Source organism: Dorea sp. AM13-35 (genome assembly GCF_003473885.1).
GTDB lineage: Bacteria > Bacillota > Clostridia > Lachnospirales > Lachnospiraceae > Dorea_D > Dorea_D hominis.
In genome coordinates, this window is sequence record NZ_QUCZ01000001.1 from 481,525 (window position 1) to 498,565 (window position 17,041).

The 17,041-nt window shown below is 39.2% G+C and carries 23 protein-coding genes; 12 read left to right on the forward strand and 11 right to left on the reverse strand.

Annotation, left to right across the window (positions count from 1 at the left end; translation table 11 throughout):
* The first annotated feature begins 60 nt into the window (after positions 1 to 60).
* The 8 genes from rplU to rsfS all read left to right on the forward strand — a co-directional run bounded on the left by rplU (position 61) and on the right by rsfS (position 4,306).
* Positions 61 to 369 carry a 50S ribosomal protein L21 gene (gene rplU / locus DW152_RS02335; protein ID WP_118287868.1) on the forward strand — a complete coding sequence of 103 codons (309 nt, stop codon included), beginning with the start codon at positions 61 to 63 and terminating at the stop codon, positions 367 to 369.
* 15 nt (positions 370 to 384) lie between these two features.
* Positions 385 to 717, forward strand: a complete 333-nt coding sequence (locus DW152_RS02340; RefSeq protein WP_021860971.1) for a ribosomal-processing cysteine protease Prp — start codon at positions 385 to 387, stop codon at positions 715 to 717.
* 5 nt (positions 718 to 722) lie between these two features.
* Entirely contained in the window at positions 723 to 1,007 is a 285-nt protein-coding gene (gene rpmA / locus DW152_RS02345) for a 50S ribosomal protein L27 (protein ID WP_021860972.1), read from the forward strand.
* Between the two features lie 126 nt (positions 1,008 to 1,133).
* Positions 1,134 to 2,417 carry a GTPase ObgE gene (gene obgE, locus DW152_RS02350; RefSeq protein ID WP_021860973.1) on the forward strand — a complete coding sequence of 428 codons (1,284 nt, stop codon included), beginning with the start codon at positions 1,134 to 1,136 and terminating at the stop codon, positions 2,415 to 2,417.
* Positions 2,418 to 2,442: 25 nt separating this feature from the next.
* Complete coding sequence (yhbY, locus tag DW152_RS02355) at positions 2,443 to 2,733, forward strand: ribosome assembly RNA-binding protein YhbY (protein ID WP_021860974.1); 291 nt, start codon at positions 2,443 to 2,445, stop codon at positions 2,731 to 2,733.
* Positions 2,734 to 2,779: 46 nt separating this feature from the next.
* Positions 2,780 to 3,388 carry a nicotinate-nucleotide adenylyltransferase gene (gene nadD, locus DW152_RS02360; RefSeq protein WP_118287869.1) on the forward strand — a complete coding sequence of 203 codons (609 nt, stop codon included), beginning with the start codon at positions 2,780 to 2,782 and terminating at the stop codon, positions 3,386 to 3,388.
* Entirely contained in the window at positions 3,378 to 3,962 is a 585-nt protein-coding gene (yqeK, locus tag DW152_RS02365; protein ID WP_021860976.1) for a bis(5'-nucleosyl)-tetraphosphatase (symmetrical) YqeK, read from the forward strand. Before nadD ends, yqeK begins: the two co-directional genes overlap by 11 nt.
* 2 nt (positions 3,963 to 3,964) lie before the next feature.
* Positions 3,965 to 4,306, forward strand: coding sequence for a ribosome silencing factor (rsfS, locus tag DW152_RS02370; protein WP_021860977.1), 342 nt, complete (start codon positions 3,965 to 3,967; stop codon positions 4,304 to 4,306).
* Between the two features lie 204 nt (positions 4,307 to 4,510).
* Here the strand turns inward: rsfS and lexA are convergent, their stop codons facing one another.
* Positions 4,511 to 5,128: a transcriptional repressor LexA gene (gene lexA / locus DW152_RS02375; RefSeq protein ID WP_021860978.1), complete on the reverse strand. Its 618-nt coding sequence runs from the start codon at positions 5,126 to 5,128 to the stop codon at positions 4,511 to 4,513.
* A gap of 271 nt (positions 5,129 to 5,399) precedes the next feature.
* Here lexA and DW152_RS02380 point away from each other — a divergent pair, with 271 nt between their 5' ends.
* The 3 genes from DW152_RS02380 to DW152_RS02390 all read left to right on the forward strand — a co-directional run bounded on the left by DW152_RS02380 (position 5,400) and on the right by DW152_RS02390 (position 8,608).
* Positions 5,400 to 5,759: a LysM peptidoglycan-binding domain-containing protein gene (locus DW152_RS02380; RefSeq protein ID WP_021860979.1), complete on the forward strand. Its 360-nt coding sequence runs from the start codon at positions 5,400 to 5,402 to the stop codon at positions 5,757 to 5,759.
* 344 nt (positions 5,760 to 6,103) lie between these two features.
* Positions 6,104 to 7,099, forward strand: a complete 996-nt coding sequence (locus DW152_RS02385; protein ID WP_021860980.1) for a dipeptidase — start codon at positions 6,104 to 6,106, stop codon at positions 7,097 to 7,099.
* A gap of 453 nt (positions 7,100 to 7,552) precedes the next feature.
* Positions 7,553 to 8,608 (forward strand): tyrosine-type recombinase/integrase, encoded by a 1,056-nt coding sequence (locus tag DW152_RS02390; RefSeq protein ID WP_021860981.1) that lies wholly within the window; start codon positions 7,553 to 7,555, stop codon positions 8,606 to 8,608.
* Positions 8,609 to 8,679: 71 nt separating this feature from the next.
* Here DW152_RS02390 and DW152_RS02395 read toward each other — a convergent pair whose 3' ends face one another.
* From DW152_RS02395 to DW152_RS02430, 8 genes are all read right to left on the reverse strand, one after another.
* Positions 8,680 to 9,324, reverse strand: coding sequence for a cytidylate kinase-like family protein (locus DW152_RS02395; RefSeq protein ID WP_021860982.1), 645 nt, complete (start codon positions 9,322 to 9,324; stop codon positions 8,680 to 8,682).
* Positions 9,325 to 9,441: 117 nt separating this feature from the next.
* Entirely contained in the window at positions 9,442 to 10,362 is a 921-nt protein-coding gene (locus DW152_RS02400; RefSeq protein WP_118287870.1) for an RluA family pseudouridine synthase, read from the reverse strand.
* On the reverse strand, positions 10,328 to 10,849 hold the full coding sequence (lspA, locus tag DW152_RS02405) for a signal peptidase II (RefSeq protein ID WP_118287871.1): 522 nt from the start codon (positions 10,847 to 10,849) through the stop codon (positions 10,328 to 10,330). The genes DW152_RS02400 and lspA overlap by 35 nt, the downstream gene beginning before the upstream one ends.
* A gap of 18 nt (positions 10,850 to 10,867) precedes the next feature.
* On the reverse strand, positions 10,868 to 11,623 hold the full coding sequence (locus tag DW152_RS02410) for a YlmH family RNA-binding protein (RefSeq protein ID WP_118287872.1): 756 nt from the start codon (positions 11,621 to 11,623) through the stop codon (positions 10,868 to 10,870).
* A gap of 20 nt (positions 11,624 to 11,643) precedes the next feature.
* Positions 11,644 to 12,195 (reverse strand): cell division protein SepF, encoded by a 552-nt coding sequence (locus DW152_RS02415; RefSeq protein WP_021860986.1) that lies wholly within the window; start codon positions 12,193 to 12,195, stop codon positions 11,644 to 11,646.
* Between the two features lie 24 nt (positions 12,196 to 12,219).
* Positions 12,220 to 12,915 (reverse strand): YggS family pyridoxal phosphate-dependent enzyme, encoded by a 696-nt coding sequence (locus DW152_RS02420; protein WP_021860987.1) that lies wholly within the window; start codon positions 12,913 to 12,915, stop codon positions 12,220 to 12,222.
* A 12-nt stretch (positions 12,916 to 12,927) separates the two neighbouring features.
* Entirely contained in the window at positions 12,928 to 14,307 is a 1,380-nt protein-coding gene (locus DW152_RS02425; protein WP_118287873.1) for an HlyD family efflux transporter periplasmic adaptor subunit, read from the reverse strand.
* An 11-nt stretch (positions 14,308 to 14,318) separates the two neighbouring features.
* Positions 14,319 to 15,269 (reverse strand): TIGR01212 family radical SAM protein, encoded by a 951-nt coding sequence (locus tag DW152_RS02430; RefSeq protein WP_118287874.1) that lies wholly within the window; start codon positions 15,267 to 15,269, stop codon positions 14,319 to 14,321.
* Between the two features lie 94 nt (positions 15,270 to 15,363).
* On the opposite strand from DW152_RS02430, the gene DW152_RS02435 reads away from it, so the two are divergent.
* A complete protein-coding gene (locus tag DW152_RS02435; RefSeq protein WP_021860990.1) occupies positions 15,364 to 15,567 on the forward strand; it encodes a DUF378 domain-containing protein in 204 nt (67 codons plus the stop codon).
* A gap of 51 nt (positions 15,568 to 15,618) precedes the next feature.
* Here the strand turns inward: DW152_RS02435 and DW152_RS02440 are convergent, their stop codons facing one another.
* Both DW152_RS02440 and mgsA read right to left on the reverse strand, forming a co-directional pair.
* Positions 15,619 to 16,653 carry a D-alanyl-D-alanine carboxypeptidase family protein gene (locus DW152_RS02440; RefSeq protein WP_021860991.1) on the reverse strand — a complete coding sequence of 345 codons (1,035 nt, stop codon included), beginning with the start codon at positions 16,651 to 16,653 and terminating at the stop codon, positions 15,619 to 15,621.
* On the reverse strand, positions 16,637 to 17,032 hold the full coding sequence (mgsA, locus tag DW152_RS02445; RefSeq protein WP_021860992.1) for a methylglyoxal synthase: 396 nt from the start codon (positions 17,030 to 17,032) through the stop codon (positions 16,637 to 16,639). The genes DW152_RS02440 and mgsA overlap by 17 nt, the downstream gene beginning before the upstream one ends.
* Positions 17,033 to 17,041: the final 9 nt, after the last annotated feature.

Consider the following 17,041-nt stretch of genomic DNA (forward strand, 5'->3'; position numbering starts at 1 on the left):
CTGCCATAATTCATGTGACAGACACCGTAATTGGCGAGTAATGATAATAGGAGGTGCCATATGTACGCAATTATAGCAACAGGTGGTAAACAGTACAAAGTAGCCGAAGGCGATATCATTAAAGTAGAAAAGCTTGGTGTAGAAGCCGGAGAGACTTTTACATTTGACCAGGTGCTTGCAGTAAGTGACAACGGATTAAAGATCGGTAATCCTACAATTGAAGGTGCAACTGTTGAAGCTTCTGTAGTTGAAAACGGAAAAGCTAAAAAAGTAATCGTTTACAAGTACAAGAGAAAAACAGGATACCACAAGAAAAATGGTCACAGACAGCAGTACACAGCAGTAAAGATTGAAAAAATCAATGCTTAATATTGGAGAATATCCATGTTTCATGTAACAGTATATGTGAATTCAGCAAAAGAATACATCGGTTTTCAGACATCAGGTCATGCAGGATATGCACCGGAGGGACAGGACATTGTCTGTGCAGCAGCGTCGGTTCTCACGATTAATACAATAAATGCGATTGATCAGTTTACAGGTGATCGTGCAATACTTGAGGCAGAACAGACGGAAGGATACATTTCCTACCGGATTGACGGAAAAGTGTCTGCGGATGCGGAACTTCTTCTTAAGTCGATGGTTCTCGGATTGACAGAGATGTCACATGATGAAGACTATGCACAATATATTGATCTAACATTCGAGGAGGTGTAACAACCATGATGAAATTAAACCTTCAGTTTTTCGCTCATAAGAAAGGTGTTGGTTCTACAAAGAACGGTAGAGATTCTGAGTCTAAAAGACTTGGCGCCAAGAGAGCTGACGGACAGTTTGTAAAAGCTGGTAACATCCTTTACAGACAGCGCGGAACAAAGATTCACCCAGGTGTTAACGTTGGACGCGGTGGTGATGATACATTATTCGCACTTGTTGATGGTGTAGTTAAATTTGAGAGAAAAGGAAGAGATAAGAAACAGGTTTCTATCTATCCAGTTGCTCAATAATTAAGAATCAGAGGAGAGTGTTGCGATATAACTGATCACAGTTATGAGGCAGCACTCTTTTTAAATAACAGAAAATTGCATTGTAACCGATTAGACAGGTTTTTATATATTTAAGGAGAAAGATTTATGTTTGCAGACAGAGCAAAGATATTTATCAGATCAGGAAAAGGCGGAGACGGACATGTCAGCTTCCGCCGGGAGCTCTATGTCCCGAACGGCGGTCCGGATGGCGGTGATGGCGGCCGCGGTGGCGATGTCATCTTTGAAGTTGATGAAGGTCTTAACACACTTCAGGATTTCAGACATCGCAAAAAATTTTCAGCAAAAGACGGAGAACAGGGCGGCAAGAGACGCTGCCATGGAAAAGATGCTGAAGATATCATTTTAAGAGTACCGGAAGGTACTGTGATCAAAGAGTCTGAGTCCGGAAAAGTAATCGCAGATATGTCCGGAGATAATCGCAGACAGATTGTTTTAAAAGGTGGCAAAGGCGGTCTGGGAAATCAGCATTTTGCAACAGCTACAATGCAGATTCCAAAGTATGCACAGCCTGGTCAGCCTGCACAGGAGCTCTGGGTGAATCTGGAGCTGAAAGTAATTGCTGATGTGGGACTTGTCGGATTTCCAAATGTAGGCAAATCTACATTGTTATCCAGAGTAACAAATGCGCAACCGAAAATTGCAAATTATCATTTCACAACACTAAATCCAAATCTTGGTGTTGTCGATCTGGAAGGAGCAAGCGGTTTTGTAATCGCAGATATTCCAGGATTGATCGAAGGCGCTTCTGAAGGAGTCGGTCTTGGACATGAATTCCTTCGCCACATCGAGAGAACAAAGATGATGATCCATGTAGTAGACGCTGCCGGAAGTGAAGGACGTGATCCGGTTGATGATATTCATAAGATCAATGCCGAACTTGAAGCTTACAATCCTGAGATTGCAGCCCGTCCGCAGGTTATTGCTGCAAATAAGACGGATTTGATATACAGCGAAGACGAAGATCCGGTTGCAAGATTAAAGGCCGAATTTGAACCAAAAGGAATTCGTGTATTTCCAATCTCAGGTGCAACCGGAGTCGGTATTTCAGAGCTTTTATATTATGTATCCGGCGAAATTGCCAAGCTGGATGATACACCGATTGTATTTGAACAGGAATATTTCCCTGAGGAAGAACTTTTATATATCGATCTTCCATATACCGTTGAAAAGGAAGACAATGTATATGTTGTAGAAGGACCAAAGATTGAGAAGATGCTTGGTTATACAAACCTGGATTCTGAGAAGGGATTTGCATTCTTCCAGAAATTCCTGAAAGACACCGGTATTTTAGATGAACTGGAAGAAGCCGGTATCCAGGAAGGTGATACAGTAAGAATGTATGGATTGCAGTTTGATTATTATAAATAAATGATAACAAAATAGGAGAGAAAGCATGACAACGAAACAGAGAGCTTATTTAAAAAGTCTTGCCATGACAATGGATCCGATCTTCCAGGTCGGGAAAAACAGCATGACACCGGAATTTACAAAAGCAATTGCTGAAGCTTTGGAAGCACGCGAACTAATTAAGATCAGTGTGCTGAAAAACTGTGCAGATGATCCGAAAGAACTGGCGTCACTGCTTGCTGAGCGTACACGCTCCCAGGTTGTACAGGTGATCGGCAAGAAGATAGTCCTTTACAAAGAAGGAAAAGATAAAAACAAAAAAATACAGCTTCCATAGTGAAATTGAAAAACAGCGGAACAAAGTAAGCAGGAGAGAGGCAACCATGAAAATAGGTATTATGGGTGGTACGTTTGATCCGATCCATAACGGACATTTAATGCTCGGAGATACGGCAAGAGATCAGTTCGGTCTGGACGTTATATGGTTTATGCCAAACGGACGTCCTCCGCACAAGGCATTGGATTCTATAGGATCAGACACAGATATGCGTGCAAAGATGGTGGCACTGGCTATCAAAGATCACAAATCATTTGAATTACAGGATTATGAACTAAAAAGAAAAGAAGTCTCCTATTCGTATGAGACACTGGAATATTTTCATGCAGTATATCCGGAAGATGAATTTTATTTTATTATTGGTGCGGACTCTCTTCGTGATATTGAAAAATGGGTGCATACAGAGCGGTTGCTTGCGGTCTGCCACGTGCTGGCTGCTTACAGGGATGAGTGGAATACCAGACAGACAATGCTGGAACATATTTCTTACCTGAATGATAAATACCATGCACGTATCAAGCTTTTACAGTCTCCGCTGATTGCAATATCTTCTCACGAATTGCGTGCAAAGATAAGAGCAGGAGAGTCTATTACCGGGCTTGTTCCTGCGGAAGTGGAAGCATTTATTGCAAAGGAAGGTTTGTATGAATCATAAAGTACGTAAAATACGCAAAAAATTAAAGTCAGAACTGGACACAGACCGTTATGAACATACATTGGGCGTTATGTATACAGCTTCATCGCTCGCTATGTGCCATGGCGAAGATATTGAGAAGGCATTGCTTGCTGGACTCCTGCATGATTGCGCCAAATGCATTCCTTCAGAAACCAAGATCCGTCTCTGTGACAAATATCACCTGAGCATATCTGAAGTAGAGATGAAGAATCCAAGTCTCCTCCATGCGAAACTGGGCGCCTTTCTGGCTGCCAGAAATTATCATGTTGAGAATCGGGAGATTGTAGATGCAATTGCCTGTCATACGACAGGAAGACCGCATATGTCCCGTCTGGATAAGATTTTGTATATTGCCGACTACATTGAGCCTGGGCGCAGGGAATTGCCGAATATGGCGGATGTGCGGAAAATGGCATTTCAGGATCTTGATGAATGTCTCTACAGAATTTTAAAAGATTCGCTGGTATATTTAAACAGCCGGAATCTTCCACTGGATCCAATGACGGAAAAGACATATTTATATTATAAAGAAAAACTCGGAAAGGAGAGTTGACGATGGATCAGGCATTAGACATGGCTAAAATCGCTTATGAAGCACTTGACGAAAAAAAAGGCGAGGCGATCAAAGTAATCGATATCTCACAGATATCTGTAATTGCTGATTACTTTATCATCACAAACGGTACCAGTGACAGTCAGGTGAAGGCACTGGTCGAAAATGTACAGGAAAAACTGGCAAGAGTCGGTCATCATCCAAAGCAGACAGAAGGAAATAGAAGCGGAACTTGGGTACTGCTGGATTATGGTGATATTATCGTACATGTATTTGATAAAGAGAACCGTTCTTTCTACAATCTGGAGCGCACCTGGAGCGATGGGACAGAGGTAGAGATGTAAAATAACAATTCTTTTAAAGGATTTAAAAGGCGTTTGTGAAAATAATTATAGAATAAAAAATAGAAATGATAAAAGGCCTGCAAGTGCGTCTGTTAAAGTCAGCGCTTGCAGGCTTTTTTGTTATGACGACGCTTAAAATAAATGCATGCACTCGTACAGATGCAGCCTCCAACCGCCAGCGAATCAATGATAAAATTATTAATCTTAGCGCATAAAGCGGAACACACCGATAACTTTACCTAAGATCGTACAGTCCGGAACAATGATTGGATCCATAAAATCATTCTCCGGCTGCAGACGAATGACACCTTCCTCTTTATAAAAGGTTTTAACTGTAGCACCATCTTCAATCATAGCAACAACCATATCACCGTTGTGTGCAGTATTCTCTTCCTGAGCAAGAACATAATCCCCATTCAGAATTCCGGCATTAATCATACTTTCACCACAGACTTTTAGAAGAAATGTTTGCTTATTCGGCATAAATTCCATTGGGATAGGAAAGTATTCTTCAATATTCTGTTCTGCGAGAAGTGGTTCTCCGGCTGCGACACGCCCTACGATCGGGACGTTGACCATCTCACGTCTTGTAAAGTTAAATGCTTCATCTAAAATCTCAATCGCACGAGGCTTTGTCGAATCACGGCGGATATATCCGTTCTTCTCCAGTGTTTCTAAGTGGGAGTGTACAGAAGAAGTAGATTTTAAATGAACAGCCTCGCAGATATCACGAACGGCAGGTGGAAAACCACGTTCCAGAATCTGTGACTTAATGTAATCCAGAATCTCCTGTTGTTTTGCGCTTATCTTTCCCTGTGCCATATGTCATTGCCTCCGTATTCTATAATATATTATATAAGATATCAAAGCAAAATCCTCCGCAGTGATACCTGTAGTTCGTTATATGTCAGGAACTTTCTAATACCTAAAAATATTTTATCATAGAGATATTTAAAAAGCAAACAAATGTTTAGAAAATATGTTCGATTATTTGAAATAAATCTATTGACAACCGAACATTTGTTTTGTATAATGCATTTAGAACAAATGTTCAGGAACATATATTCGAAACTGTACAGAGGGGGAATCAGTTATGCGTAAGGGAAGTAATCATAGAACAGTAAAGAGAAGAAGAGAAGTGTTTTTGAAAAAAATATGTATTACGCTTGCACTGGCAGGTATTGTATTAACCGGTAGTATTGTCGGTGGAAGCCGGCTTGTATCAGCACATGATAACGCAGCGAAGGAATCTGTTGAATATAAGTACTACAAGAGCATTGAAGTTTCCAGAGGAGACAGTTTATGGAGCATTGCAAAAGAATATATGAGTCAGGACTATGATTCCATTTACGATTATATAGATGAATTAAAGCAGATGAATCATCTGGATTCGGATGATATTCATGCAGGACAGTATTTGACAGTATCATATTATGAGGCGAATTTCCAGTAATCAGGTAAGGATGTTTAATTGTCATAGCATCTTGAGAAAGTTGTCAGTTGCAAGTCTTGTAAGTTATTAATCCCGTGGATTTCAAAGGATTAATAATTAGTAATCTATTTTGATATATAAGGGAAACCCTATCTTATATATATTATACTCACCAAAAGAACAGATTTTGATAATGGTATTTCGTTATCTGAATTTGTTCTTTTTTATTTTAATTTTTCAAAATGTTGTTTATTTTCGCAAAAAGATGTATAATGAATTTAGAATTTCAATACGGATATAGAGATTATAAATATACAAAACGTCAATGAAAAAAGACGTTAATATAAAAGAGGAGGAATGTTACAATGAAAAAACAACTTTTTGATGCACATGGGGATATCTGGTCAGATGTTACAATTCACAGTCTGAAAGGAGAACGCGATATTTTCAGGAAGTACCATTTGGATAAGTTCAAAAAAGGTAATGTTTTTGGTGGTACGTTTGTAATGTGGATTGATCCACCATATGATGAAGATCCAAAGAAACGTATCAAACAAATTGAAGCTGCCGTACGTCAGGAGATTGAAGACTCAAAAGATATTCTGAATATCGTTAAAAAGTATGAGGATTTTGAGAAAGGTACAGCGGAGGGTAAGATTAATGTATTGATGGGACTGGAAGGTTTATCTTACATAGGCGAAGATATTGATCAGATCAATTATTATTATGACGAATTTGGTGTACGTGATATCATGGTAACATGGAATGAAGAGAATGCTCTTGGTTCCGGATGGCCGGGAGACAAGAACAGAGGCTTAACTCCAAAAGGGAAAGAAGCAATCAAACGTATGAATGAACTTGGTATTGTTCTGGATGTTTCTCATCTGAATGACAAAGGTTTCTGGGATATTATTGAATTATCAGACGGACATCCGGTTATTGCATCCCACAGTAACGCAAGAGCATTATCTGCACATGGACGAAACTTAAGTGATGAAATGATCAAAGCTTTAGCTGCAACCGGCGGTGTAATGGGAATGAACCGTCTGGATGCATTTATCAGTCCTGATAAAGCAAAACAGTCCGTAGAAGGTCTGGCAGAACATGTAGATTATATCGTCAATCTGGTAGGTATTGATCATGTTGGATGCGGATTTGATTTTGAAGATTATCTGAGTTCAGATGCACTTTCTAAGAATGGTGCACCGGACGAGAATCCGCTTGGAACAAAAGGCCTGTTATCTGCAGCAGATGCGTGGAACTTCATTGAGACATTGAAGAAAAAAGGCTACAGTGATGAAGATCTTGAAAAGATTGCTTATAAGAACTTCTACAGAGTATACAAACAGGTATTAAAATAAGAGACGCAGATAAAAAATATTTTATTATAATTTAATTTATGAATAAACGCATAATCTCTTCATAATATTTTTTAGCAGGAAGGTCAGGTGATTCTCTATCAACTGACCTTCCTGCTGTATCAAACATCCATCTTTTCTCTTATTATAAAATAAAAGTTTTTATTTTCCATATTCATAATATTATATCTCGTAGTTTGTTATCAAAAAGAGAATATGGTTCATAATATATCTATACGACAAATACCGATTTTTCCAAAAGATATAGACACGAAAATCAAAAATATGGTATAATACAGTTGTCAATATAATACACGGCAATTAAAATTAATCTTGATACTAAGTCTTTTCATATTGATGTTAGTTAGCTTTTAAGTTGAGTATATCTATATTGTGTAAATAAGTTCAAATAGTAAATAAAGTAAATAAATTGTATAATAAGGAGTCACAAGATATATGCAGACCAAAACATACCACGAACAGATTCAGATTGACGAAACGATACGATTAAGAGAAATCCTGCAGACGCTGCCGCCATTTGCCAAAGATTATTTTCGTGCCATAGAGCCCAGATCTTCCGCAAAAACAAGAATGAATTATGCATATGATATCCGGGTTTTCTTTCATTTCCTGATGGAAAATAATTCGTTTTATAAGAATTACACAATCGATCAGTTTAAAGTCAGTGATCTGGAGCGTTTAAAACCGGTAGATATCGAAGAATATATGGAATATTTGAAAGTATATAACCGTGAAGGCGAACGGATCACGAACAGTGAAAAAGGGCTTTCCAGGAAGATGTCAGCTCTGCGTAGCTTTTACCAGTATTATTTCAAACATCAGATGATTGAGAAAAATCCGACATTGCTGGTTGATATGCCCAAATTACATGAAAAAGCGATTATTCGTCTGGATACGGACGAGGTAGCGCTCTTGCTTGACTATGTAGAACATGCAGGCGAACATTTAACCGGTCAATCACTAACATATTACAGGAAAACAAGAGATCGTGATCTGGCAATCCTGACATTGCTTCTTGGCACTGGAATCCGTGTTTCAGAGTGCGTGGGACTGGATCTTACAGATGTAGATTTTAAAAATAATGGAATTACAGTTACACGAAAAGGTGGTAATCAGATGGTTGTTTATTTTGGGTCAGAGGTTGCGAATGCATTGGATACTTACATCTGTGGAGACAGAAAAGCAGCCACACCTCTCTCCGGTCATGAAAATGCACTTTTTTTATCTACTAGGCGCACACGTATGGGTGTTCAAGCTATAGAAAATATGGTGAAAAAATATGCCAGACAGGTGACACCGAACAAAAAAATAACACCGCATAAGCTGCGCAGCACTTATGGTACGGCGCTCTATAAAGAAACCGGTGATATTTATCTTGTTGCGGATGTTCTAGGACACAAAGATGTAAATACGACAAAGAAGCATTATGCCGCAATTGACGAAAACCGGCGTCGTCTTGCCGCTTCTGCTGTAAAATTAAGAGAGAGCTGACCGGCTTTCTCTTTTTCTTGTATTAAGAAAACCACGCGATAGTCGCGTGGTTCTATAATTAAATTCCGATATTACAGCTTCTTATTACTGTCGCGTTCTTTCAGTTCTACAAGTTTCTCAATAGCCTCTGCAGTTCCATCGATACCAAGCACGGAGCTGTCCAGGCTCATATGATAACTTTCTGCAGATCCCCATTTCTTATTGCTGTAGTAATTATAATAGCTTGCACGCTTTTTATCTGTTTTCATGATCATATCTTTTGCTTTTGCATCTGTCAGATCATAGATTCTGGCAATTCTGCGGATCCTTGCATCCAGATCGGCATGAATAAATACACTCAACAAATTCTCATTATCTTCCAATGCGTAATCTGCACATCTTCCTACAAGAATACACGGTCCTTCAGAAGCAATCTTCTTGATCGCATCAAACTGTGCAAGAAATACTTTATGGTTGATTGGCATATCCGCATAACTTCCGGATGAATATCCAAGAGAATAAGTATCCATTACAAGAGAATAAAGGAAACTGTTCGTTGGTTTCTCATCATGTGTCTCAAATAATTCTTCGCAGAGCCCACTTTCTTTTGCCGCTCTTGCAAGCATTTCTTTATCGTACAGCTTAATTCCAAGATCTTTTGCAACTTTATATCCGATCTCACGTCCGGCACTTCCAAATTGTCTTCCTATTGTAATGATTGTATTTGTTTTTTCCATATCCATCACGCTCCTTTTTTATACCTGCGTATACAAGAGAAGCTGAAGATAACAGGTTCTCTGTATATCTATTATTATACAATAATTCAAGTGAAATGTATATAATTTTTAGATAATTTATGCTTTTTTTCTAAGTATATCAAGAAGATTGTTAAAATACTCTGGAATTGGCGCATCTACTTCAATATATTCACCGGAGCGCGGATGAATGAAACCAAGCGTTTTTGCATGAAGTGTCTGACCGGTAAGTCCTGGAAATGGACATTTTTTCGGTCCGTACACCTGATCCCCTAACAGTGGATGTCCGATACTGGACATATGCACGCGGATTTGATGTGTACGTCCGGTCTCCAGCTTACATTGGATATAAGTATAATTGCCGAAACGCTCCAGTACTTTATAATGTGTTACTGCATGCCTGCTTTGCTTTGCATGCGTACTCATTTTTTTCCGGTCAATGGGATGTCTGCCGATCGGAGCATTTACGGTGCCTTCGTCTTCTTTTATATTGCCGTGTACAATTGCAATATAAATCCGGTGGATTGAGTGTTCTTTAAGCTGTTCAGACAGGTTCTGGTGTGCCAGATCGTTTTTACAGACGATCAGAGAGCCTGTCGTATCCATATCGATACGATGGACAATACCAGGTCTTAAATCACCATTGATTCCGGACAACTGATCTTTGCAATGATACAACAATGCGTTTACCAGCGTACCTGTATAATGGCCTGGAGCCGGATGGACAACCATCCCCTTTGGTTTATTTACAACGATAACATCCTTGTCTTCATACAGAATATCCAGTGGAAGTGCCTCAGGGAGGATATCCGGCTCTTTTAGCTCTGGAATGGACAAAGATATTACATCATCTGTAAGAAGCCTGTAATTGGATTTTACAGGCTTCTCATTGACAGTAATATGTGCATCTTTTATTAACTTCTGAATCCGTGATCGGGAAAGCTCCGGTGCTGCATCAGCGAGAAAACGGTCAATCCGAGCCCCGTTATTTTCCTTTTCGATTATGAAAGATCTGCTCAAGGTCTTCCTCCTTATAATAAAATAATAATAAAATAATCAGTCCAAATGCCGAAACCGTTACATAAATATCAGCAACATTAAATATAGGGAAATCAATGAGAGAAAAATAAAAGAAATCCACTACATAATGCCGGATCACACGATCGATCATATTACCGAACGCCCCTGCTAATATAAATACCGCACAGATACGAAGTGGCAAAAAATGTTTCGTCATCGGAACTGTCCTGTAAAAATATATGGAAAAAAACGCAATAAGAGCGACACAGAAAATAAAGAAAAACTGTTTGCCCTGCAGCATTCCAAAAGCAGCGCCTCTGTTTTCAAGATATTCAAGTTCAAATACATTCTTTATAACAATATAAGAATCGTGTCCTTTAAGATGCGTAAGTACCAGCAATTTGGTCCACTGATCAAATAAAACTCCGGCAGCAACTGCGATAATTGCAATGAAATAATGTACCGGACGTGATTGTTCTTTCTTCATAATTTTCCTCTTTTTCTTTTAAATATATTTTCTGACAGTTACCATATAACGCCCTTTTTTCGTAGCAGCAATTGTTTCTTCATACATGATCCTGCCGAGCCCGCGTACGGAAATAAAATCTCCCTCTTTCAGATGGCATCCGTTGCTTGTGATAAGCTTTCCATTTACAAATACTTTCCCAGCTTGAATATAAGCGGTCAGCTTGCTGCGGGACAATGGATATGCCACAGAAAGGATCGTATCCAGTCTTACCGACGGAACCGTCCCCTTTATCTGTTGGTATTTGGGTTCATAGGAAATGTCTCCTGGTTCCTGAATCTTAGTCTGTACTGTAGTGTGACGGATACGTGTCAGATTATCGGCGATAAAGTCAGCAATCTCCGGTTTAACAAATACGATTGCTCTCTGGCCGTCAATGAGAATATCGCCCATACGGCTTCTTTCAATACCAAGATTCATTAAAGCGCCAAGGTAATCTCGATGTGTCAGTGATTCTGAAAAATTCAGATTTAACGGTTCGATTATCACTGTTTTCATTGGATAAAAATATTCATAACAAAGAGCATCAGGTAGAAATGCAACCATCTGACGCTCTGCTGTGTCATACCCACCGTAAGTTTCGTAGGCAACCGGAAACTGATCCTTTGGCGTAGTATGAAGTATATTTAATTCATTCAGATTCAGAAAATCTGAAAATGTTACGATATCTCTCTGATAAGCCTGATTCGATAATTCAATCAGACGTTTTCTTAACATAAGTTCTTCTTTGTTCATAGCTTTGCTGTTAAAGATCCTTAAAATCTTGATCGCATGGAAGAAGCATCAAAAGAAGTATTTAAAAGATCCTGAAGATCACCGGAAATATCTACATCTGTCGGTGTTACCAGGAATATGTAATTTGAAATCTTCTGAAGATTACCGCTGATTGCAAACGCAGCTCCGGAAGTAAAGTCGATAATACGCTGAGCCACTTCCAGATCCAATCCTTCCAGATTCAGAATTACAGTTCTTCCACTCAGAAGTGTCTCTGTAATCTCGCGTGCATCTTCTACGGAATTTGGTTTGATAACACAAACTTCCATATTAACATTGCTTCTTCTTGCAGGCTGACGCATCGGAGTAACTTTATTGCTTGAATGAACCGGTTTTGTAGATTTTTCCGGAAGATCAAAGTCCTCTTCTGCTTCTTCATCATCAAAATCTTTTCCCTTATTATTTTTTTTGAAAAAGCTCTTTTTCGGTTTTTCTTCAAAATCGTCATCATACTCATCATCATAAAAGTCATCATCGTAATCTTCGTCATCGCTTAACTTCATGATGTCTAAAAACTTATCTAATACTCCCATTTTCAATAATCTCCTATCTTCCGTTTATACTTGAGCATAATTGCGCGCACCGAAAATACCTGTTCCGACACGAACCATTGTTGCCCCCTCTTCTACGGCTACTTGATAATCATTCGTCATACCCATAGAAAGTATACTCACATTAACATTATCAACGTTTTTCTTTGCAATGTCAACAGATAATTTACGTAAATCAGCGAAAACTGTACGATTTTTTTCTGGATTTTCTACAAATGGAGCAATTGTCATAAGTCCTTTTACCTGAATATGTTTTAAGTTTGCAATTTCATCAATGAAGCCGTCTACTTCTTCCGGCATAAGTCCGAATTTGCTTTCTTCTTTTGCAACATTGACTTCTACAAGAATGTTTGCGATCAGATCATGTTTCTGCGCTTCTTTGTCAATTGTCTCAGCAAGACGGATGGAATCTACAGAGTGGATCAGATCTACTTTATCAATAATATATTTGACTTTATTGCGCTGCAGATGACCGATCATATGCCAGTGTATATCTTTTGGAAGTGAGTCGTATTTTTCTGTCAGTTCCTGTACTTTGTTCTCTCCGAAGACACGGACACCAAGATCATAAGCTTCCTGAAGTGTCTCTACAGGTTTTGTTTTACTGACCGCGATCAGTGTTACATCCTCTCTGTTACGACCACTTTTTTTACATGCTTCCTGAATTTTTTCTTCTACGCTTTCCAGATTTTCTTTTAACATGTTGTACCTCCTTTATTCAAAGACGATATCATTATCCTGAACAGATTTACCGTCTAATGCAATATGGTCATAATTAGACAGACCATAATCGTTTCCCTCTTCCACAATGTAATATTCATCGCTCTTACATAAAATATTGATCTGTTTGAATACAGCATAACCTTTGTTAATATTATAAACGCCTTTCAGCGATTTTGTCTCACTTAATGTATATTTCTGTGTAGAATCCGGCTTGATTAGTACAGCCCCTTCTTTAAAATCAGCTGGATTCAGATAAACAAGTCCCTTTTTCGAATCGCGGTAATAAATCGTTTCGACCTGAAATTCCGCATTCTCCGATCCATTATCCAGCAGGACGCCCGTACTCTTGCTGTTGCCGCCCTGTGTCAGGTAATCTTCCGGAACTGCATAAAAATCTTTGGAAACAACAGAGGATTTTGGAATCTTAAGTCCTGATTCGTCTTCCAGTATAAGTTCCAGGTCAAGGAATCGTTCATCTGCATAACGGATCATCCCATTCCGGAAACTTAAATATGCAAGATAGCCTCCATCTTTCTCTTTGATCGTGAGACCTGCGGAAGCTGTTTCATTATCTTTCAGAAACCGCACTTTGACCATGGACTGCTTTTTCAGAGAATCTGCAGTTGTGGAATCCAGCGGAATGATCACTGTCCAGGAATCTCCTGTAACAAGACGGTATACCGGATTCTGCGCTTTTACATACTGGTTATTGGATAAAATCTTTTTTTCATAAGATTTACCGGAAATCATCTGCTCCGTGACCTGGTTCGCCGTCGTGCTTTCATATCCGTCATAAGAATAAAAAACAACGCCGTCCTTCGTTCCCTTATATACACTCACGGTTCCGGTATTGGAAGTCAGAATATCCGACAACTGTGCCTGACGATTCTGACTGGATTTGTTGTCCAGTACGGATTTTACAGAATCCTTTACGGAATATACATCCCGAAAAGAATCTTCTTTGAAATTCTCGCTGAAATTCTGAATCTTTACAAGCATCGCCTCTTCTTCTTCACTGCTCAGTTCATTTGTTTCAGTGGAAGTACTGTTATTTAGATTTAATTTCTTCGCAGATGATGTATAAACACTGGTTCTTGCACCGACTTTGCTCTCCTCCGGAGCAAAATAATTCACGTAGCCATCCCGGTCTGCGGTGATGGTACTCTCCTCACGAATTACAAATCCGGTATAAGTATTATCTTTTACAATGGATCCCTCTCTTACTTCATAAGCAGAAACATGCTTATTGGTCAGATACATCAGTACCGTTGCAAACAGGTAAATGAAAACAGCACCAAATATAATGATCCCGATATTTATATGTGTTTTTTTGCGGTAAACCGCAATATTTGTCATTTTGTTATCTGCCAAAATACAGCCCCCTATTTTTCATTTAGTGCAGCACCGTCAAGATATCCGGATAATCTTCCCTGATAATGCTCTCCGGCTATCATATGTGCTTCAAGTTCGTCTTTTAATTTCCACCAGCTTGTCTGCCAGTTGCAGAATACAGCATCTTTTTCCGGAATACGGCTGAAAAGCCGCTCTACTGCAATGCGTGGTTTCAGATACTCAAGAAATACCGTTACACGCCGGAAATATTCTTCTTTGGAACACAAAGTTATTGTACCATTTTCGTATTCTTCACACAACCGCGTGTTTTTTGCAATGTAAAGGGAATGTACCTTCACGCAATCATTAGAAAGAGCACTTAAGATTTTTGCGGTTTCGATGCTGTCTGTGATCGTATCTCCCGGCAGATTTAGTATTACATGTGTGCAAAGATCAAAACCGTATCGTTTTATCTGTATTGCGGCATCAATATATTCTGCAAGTGTATGTCCACGGTCAATCTTCAAAAGTGTATGATAATTTGCGGTCTGCAGTCCTAGTTCAATCGTGATATTGCAGTGGTATTGTTCAGAAACACTACGTAAAACATCAAGATATTCCACTTTGATACAATCCGGTCTTGTAGAGACAGCAAGCTCTGTAATATCTGGAAACTGTGCTGCTTCTTCCATATATTTCCGGAAATCATTAAGTGGAAGAAATGTATTTGTATAATTCTGGAAATAAGCGATATACTTCTTCGCTTTGTATTTCTTTGCAATATGTTCCTGATTTTTTGCAAGCTGTTCGGTAACGGTATAAACTGCATCTAAAGATTCAAATCCGGTTCCACATTCTGCGCAGAAGCTGCAGCCACGTTTGCCGTTTAAACGGTTTGGACAGGTGATTGGCAGATTAATTGGAAGCTTGTATACTTTCTCTCCATATTTATTTTTTAAATAATCCGAATAAGGATAGTATAACGGTGATTCTTTTACCATTTTGAATTTCGTCCCTCTAAAATAGAATAAAATGACAGATCCTGTATATTTTCCGTCATATTAGTAATACTAGCAAAAAGGAGGTATTTCTAATATGAAATGGTTTGACAATACATCATTAACACTTGTCATTATTGGCGCCGTCAATTGGCTTCTGATCGGTATTTTTCGCTTTGACTTTGTGGCATTTCTTTTTGGAAATCTGACATGGCTTTCCAGAATTATCTATACACTGGTAGGTCTCTGCGGGCTGTATCTGATCAGTCTGTATGGAAGAATCGGTTCCATGTCCGATTAATCATACACACAAAAGGGGCAATCATTTCTGGCTGCCCCTTACATATAAATTCTAATTTGTATTTGGTATCTGATCAATAATGGATGACATATCTTTATATAACAATTCTTTTGATGTAGCCCCCATTATAATCGATATATATGGTGCCTTCTCATCTGTCTGGTCAAGAAGAACAAGGCAGTTTCCAGCTTTTGCGGTAGTTCCGGTCTTACCGCCTACTACAGTCGCTCCTGATGGGCGTTTAGCTTCTCCGGTTGCATAGTAGTTCGTCGGTTTCCAGGTTACTTTTCGTGTTGTTCCATTGGCACTCTGAATGTCCGCAGTATAAGATGATCTTCCGATGATATCTGTAAACTCTTTGTGTTTGACACATTCATTGAAGATCAGATAAATATCATAGGCAGTCGTATAATGGTTCTCATCATGTAATCCGCTTGGATTTGCAAAATGAGTGTTAGTAGCCATTAATTCCTGTGCTTTCTTATTCATCATATCTGCGAAGCCTTCGATACTTCCGCCAATGTAATAAGCGATTGCCTCTGCATTGTCATTGCCGGAATACAGAAGTAATCCGTTTAACAACGCTTCCAGTGTCAGTTTATCTCCTTTGTGGATTCCGCAGGTCTGTTCATCGGCTGCAAAATCTGAGGAATCTACTTCTACGGTGACCTCTTCGGATAGATCTGCACTCTCTATTGCAACAAGAGCCGTCATAATCTTCGTAATACTTGCAGGATACATCTTTGCAGTTGCATTATATGCATACGTGGTCTTAGAATTGTTCACATCAAACAGCGCCGCAGCTTTATACGTGGAACTGTCCGGAGCACCGGACATCTCTGTATCGCCATTCACAAGACACAGATCCTTTGCAAATAATTCACCGGTATATATTGCTTTATTATACTGCTTCTTTTCATAGGCATAGACAAGCTGTTTCGTTCCCATTCCGCCGGAAATGATAAGATAGCCGGCAACAACACATAACACAAGAAAGATTCCTGTCATCAGGCGCAGTGTCCGCTGACGTTGTCTTCTCCTTCTGGAATATGATTTCTTTTTTCTGTTATTATCGGTACATTTCACGCCAGTCAAGATCTCCTCTGTCAATTGATAAAATAATAAGTTCAGCCGTAGCAAGATTCGTTGCTAACGGAATATTATAAGTATCGCACATCCGAATCACATCATTAAGATCCGGATCGTTTGGCTTCGGTGCATATGGTTCTCTTAAGAAAATCAGTGCATCGATATCATTCTGTGCGATCTGTGCTCCTAACTGCTGCTGTCCCCCCAGGGAACCTGCAAGATATTTGTGAATATTAAGATTCGTCACTTCCTCGATCAAACGTCCGGTCGTCCCGGTTGCATATAAATGATGTCTGCTTAAAATACCTCTGTATGCGATACAAAAATTCTGCATTAATGTTTTCTTTGAATCGTGTGCAATTAGACCTATGTTCATTGTATTCTC

What these genes read in the sequence shown, in the direction of transcription:
- rsfS (WP_021860977.1), top strand. Translation starts at nt 3,965, where the DNA reads ATGGATCAGGCATTAGACATGGCTAAAATCGCTTATGAAGCACTTGAC.
- DW152_RS02380 (WP_021860979.1), top strand. Translation starts at nt 5,400, where the DNA reads ATGCGTAAGGGAAGTAATCATAGAACAGTAAAGAGAAGAAGAGAAGTG.
- DW152_RS02435 (WP_021860990.1), top strand. Translation starts at nt 15,364, where the DNA reads ATGAAATGGTTTGACAATACATCATTAACACTTGTCATTATTGGCGCC.
- DW152_RS02410 (WP_118287872.1), bottom strand. Translation starts at nt 11,623, where the DNA reads ATGAACAAAGAAGAACTTATGTTAAGAAAACGTCTGATTGAATTATCG.
- rpmA (WP_021860972.1), top strand. Translation starts at nt 723, where the DNA reads ATGATGAAATTAAACCTTCAGTTTTTCGCTCATAAGAAAGGTGTTGGT.
- yhbY (WP_021860974.1), top strand. Translation starts at nt 2,443, where the DNA reads ATGACAACGAAACAGAGAGCTTATTTAAAAAGTCTTGCCATGACAATG.
- DW152_RS02395 (WP_021860982.1), bottom strand. Translation starts at nt 9,324, where the DNA reads ATGGAAAAAACAAATACAATCATTACAATAGGAAGACAATTTGGAAGT.
- mgsA (WP_021860992.1), bottom strand. Translation starts at nt 17,032, where the DNA reads ATGAACATAGGTCTAATTGCACACGATTCAAAGAAAACATTAATGCAG.
- obgE (WP_021860973.1), top strand. Translation starts at nt 1,134, where the DNA reads ATGTTTGCAGACAGAGCAAAGATATTTATCAGATCAGGAAAAGGCGGA.
- nadD (WP_118287869.1), top strand. Translation starts at nt 2,780, where the DNA reads ATGAAAATAGGTATTATGGGTGGTACGTTTGATCCGATCCATAACGGA.
- DW152_RS02430 (WP_118287874.1), bottom strand. Translation starts at nt 15,269, where the DNA reads ATGGTAAAAGAATCACCGTTATACTATCCTTATTCGGATTATTTAAAA.
- DW152_RS02415 (WP_021860986.1), bottom strand. Translation starts at nt 12,195, where the DNA reads ATGGGAGTATTAGATAAGTTTTTAGACATCATGAAGTTAAGCGATGAC.
- DW152_RS02340 (WP_021860971.1), top strand. Translation starts at nt 385, where the DNA reads ATGTTTCATGTAACAGTATATGTGAATTCAGCAAAAGAATACATCGGT.
- lexA (WP_021860978.1), bottom strand. Translation starts at nt 5,128, where the DNA reads ATGGCACAGGGAAAGATAAGCGCAAAACAACAGGAGATTCTGGATTAC.
- DW152_RS02385 (WP_021860980.1), top strand. Translation starts at nt 6,104, where the DNA reads ATGAAAAAACAACTTTTTGATGCACATGGGGATATCTGGTCAGATGTT.
- DW152_RS02390 (WP_021860981.1), top strand. Translation starts at nt 7,553, where the DNA reads ATGCAGACCAAAACATACCACGAACAGATTCAGATTGACGAAACGATA.
- lspA (WP_118287871.1), bottom strand. Translation starts at nt 10,849, where the DNA reads ATGAAGAAAGAACAATCACGTCCGGTACATTATTTCATTGCAATTATC.
- rplU (WP_118287868.1), top strand. Translation starts at nt 61, where the DNA reads ATGTACGCAATTATAGCAACAGGTGGTAAACAGTACAAAGTAGCCGAA.
- DW152_RS02420 (WP_021860987.1), bottom strand. Translation starts at nt 12,915, where the DNA reads ATGTTAAAAGAAAATCTGGAAAGCGTAGAAGAAAAAATTCAGGAAGCA.
- yqeK (WP_021860976.1), top strand. Translation starts at nt 3,378, where the DNA reads ATGAATCATAAAGTACGTAAAATACGCAAAAAATTAAAGTCAGAACTG.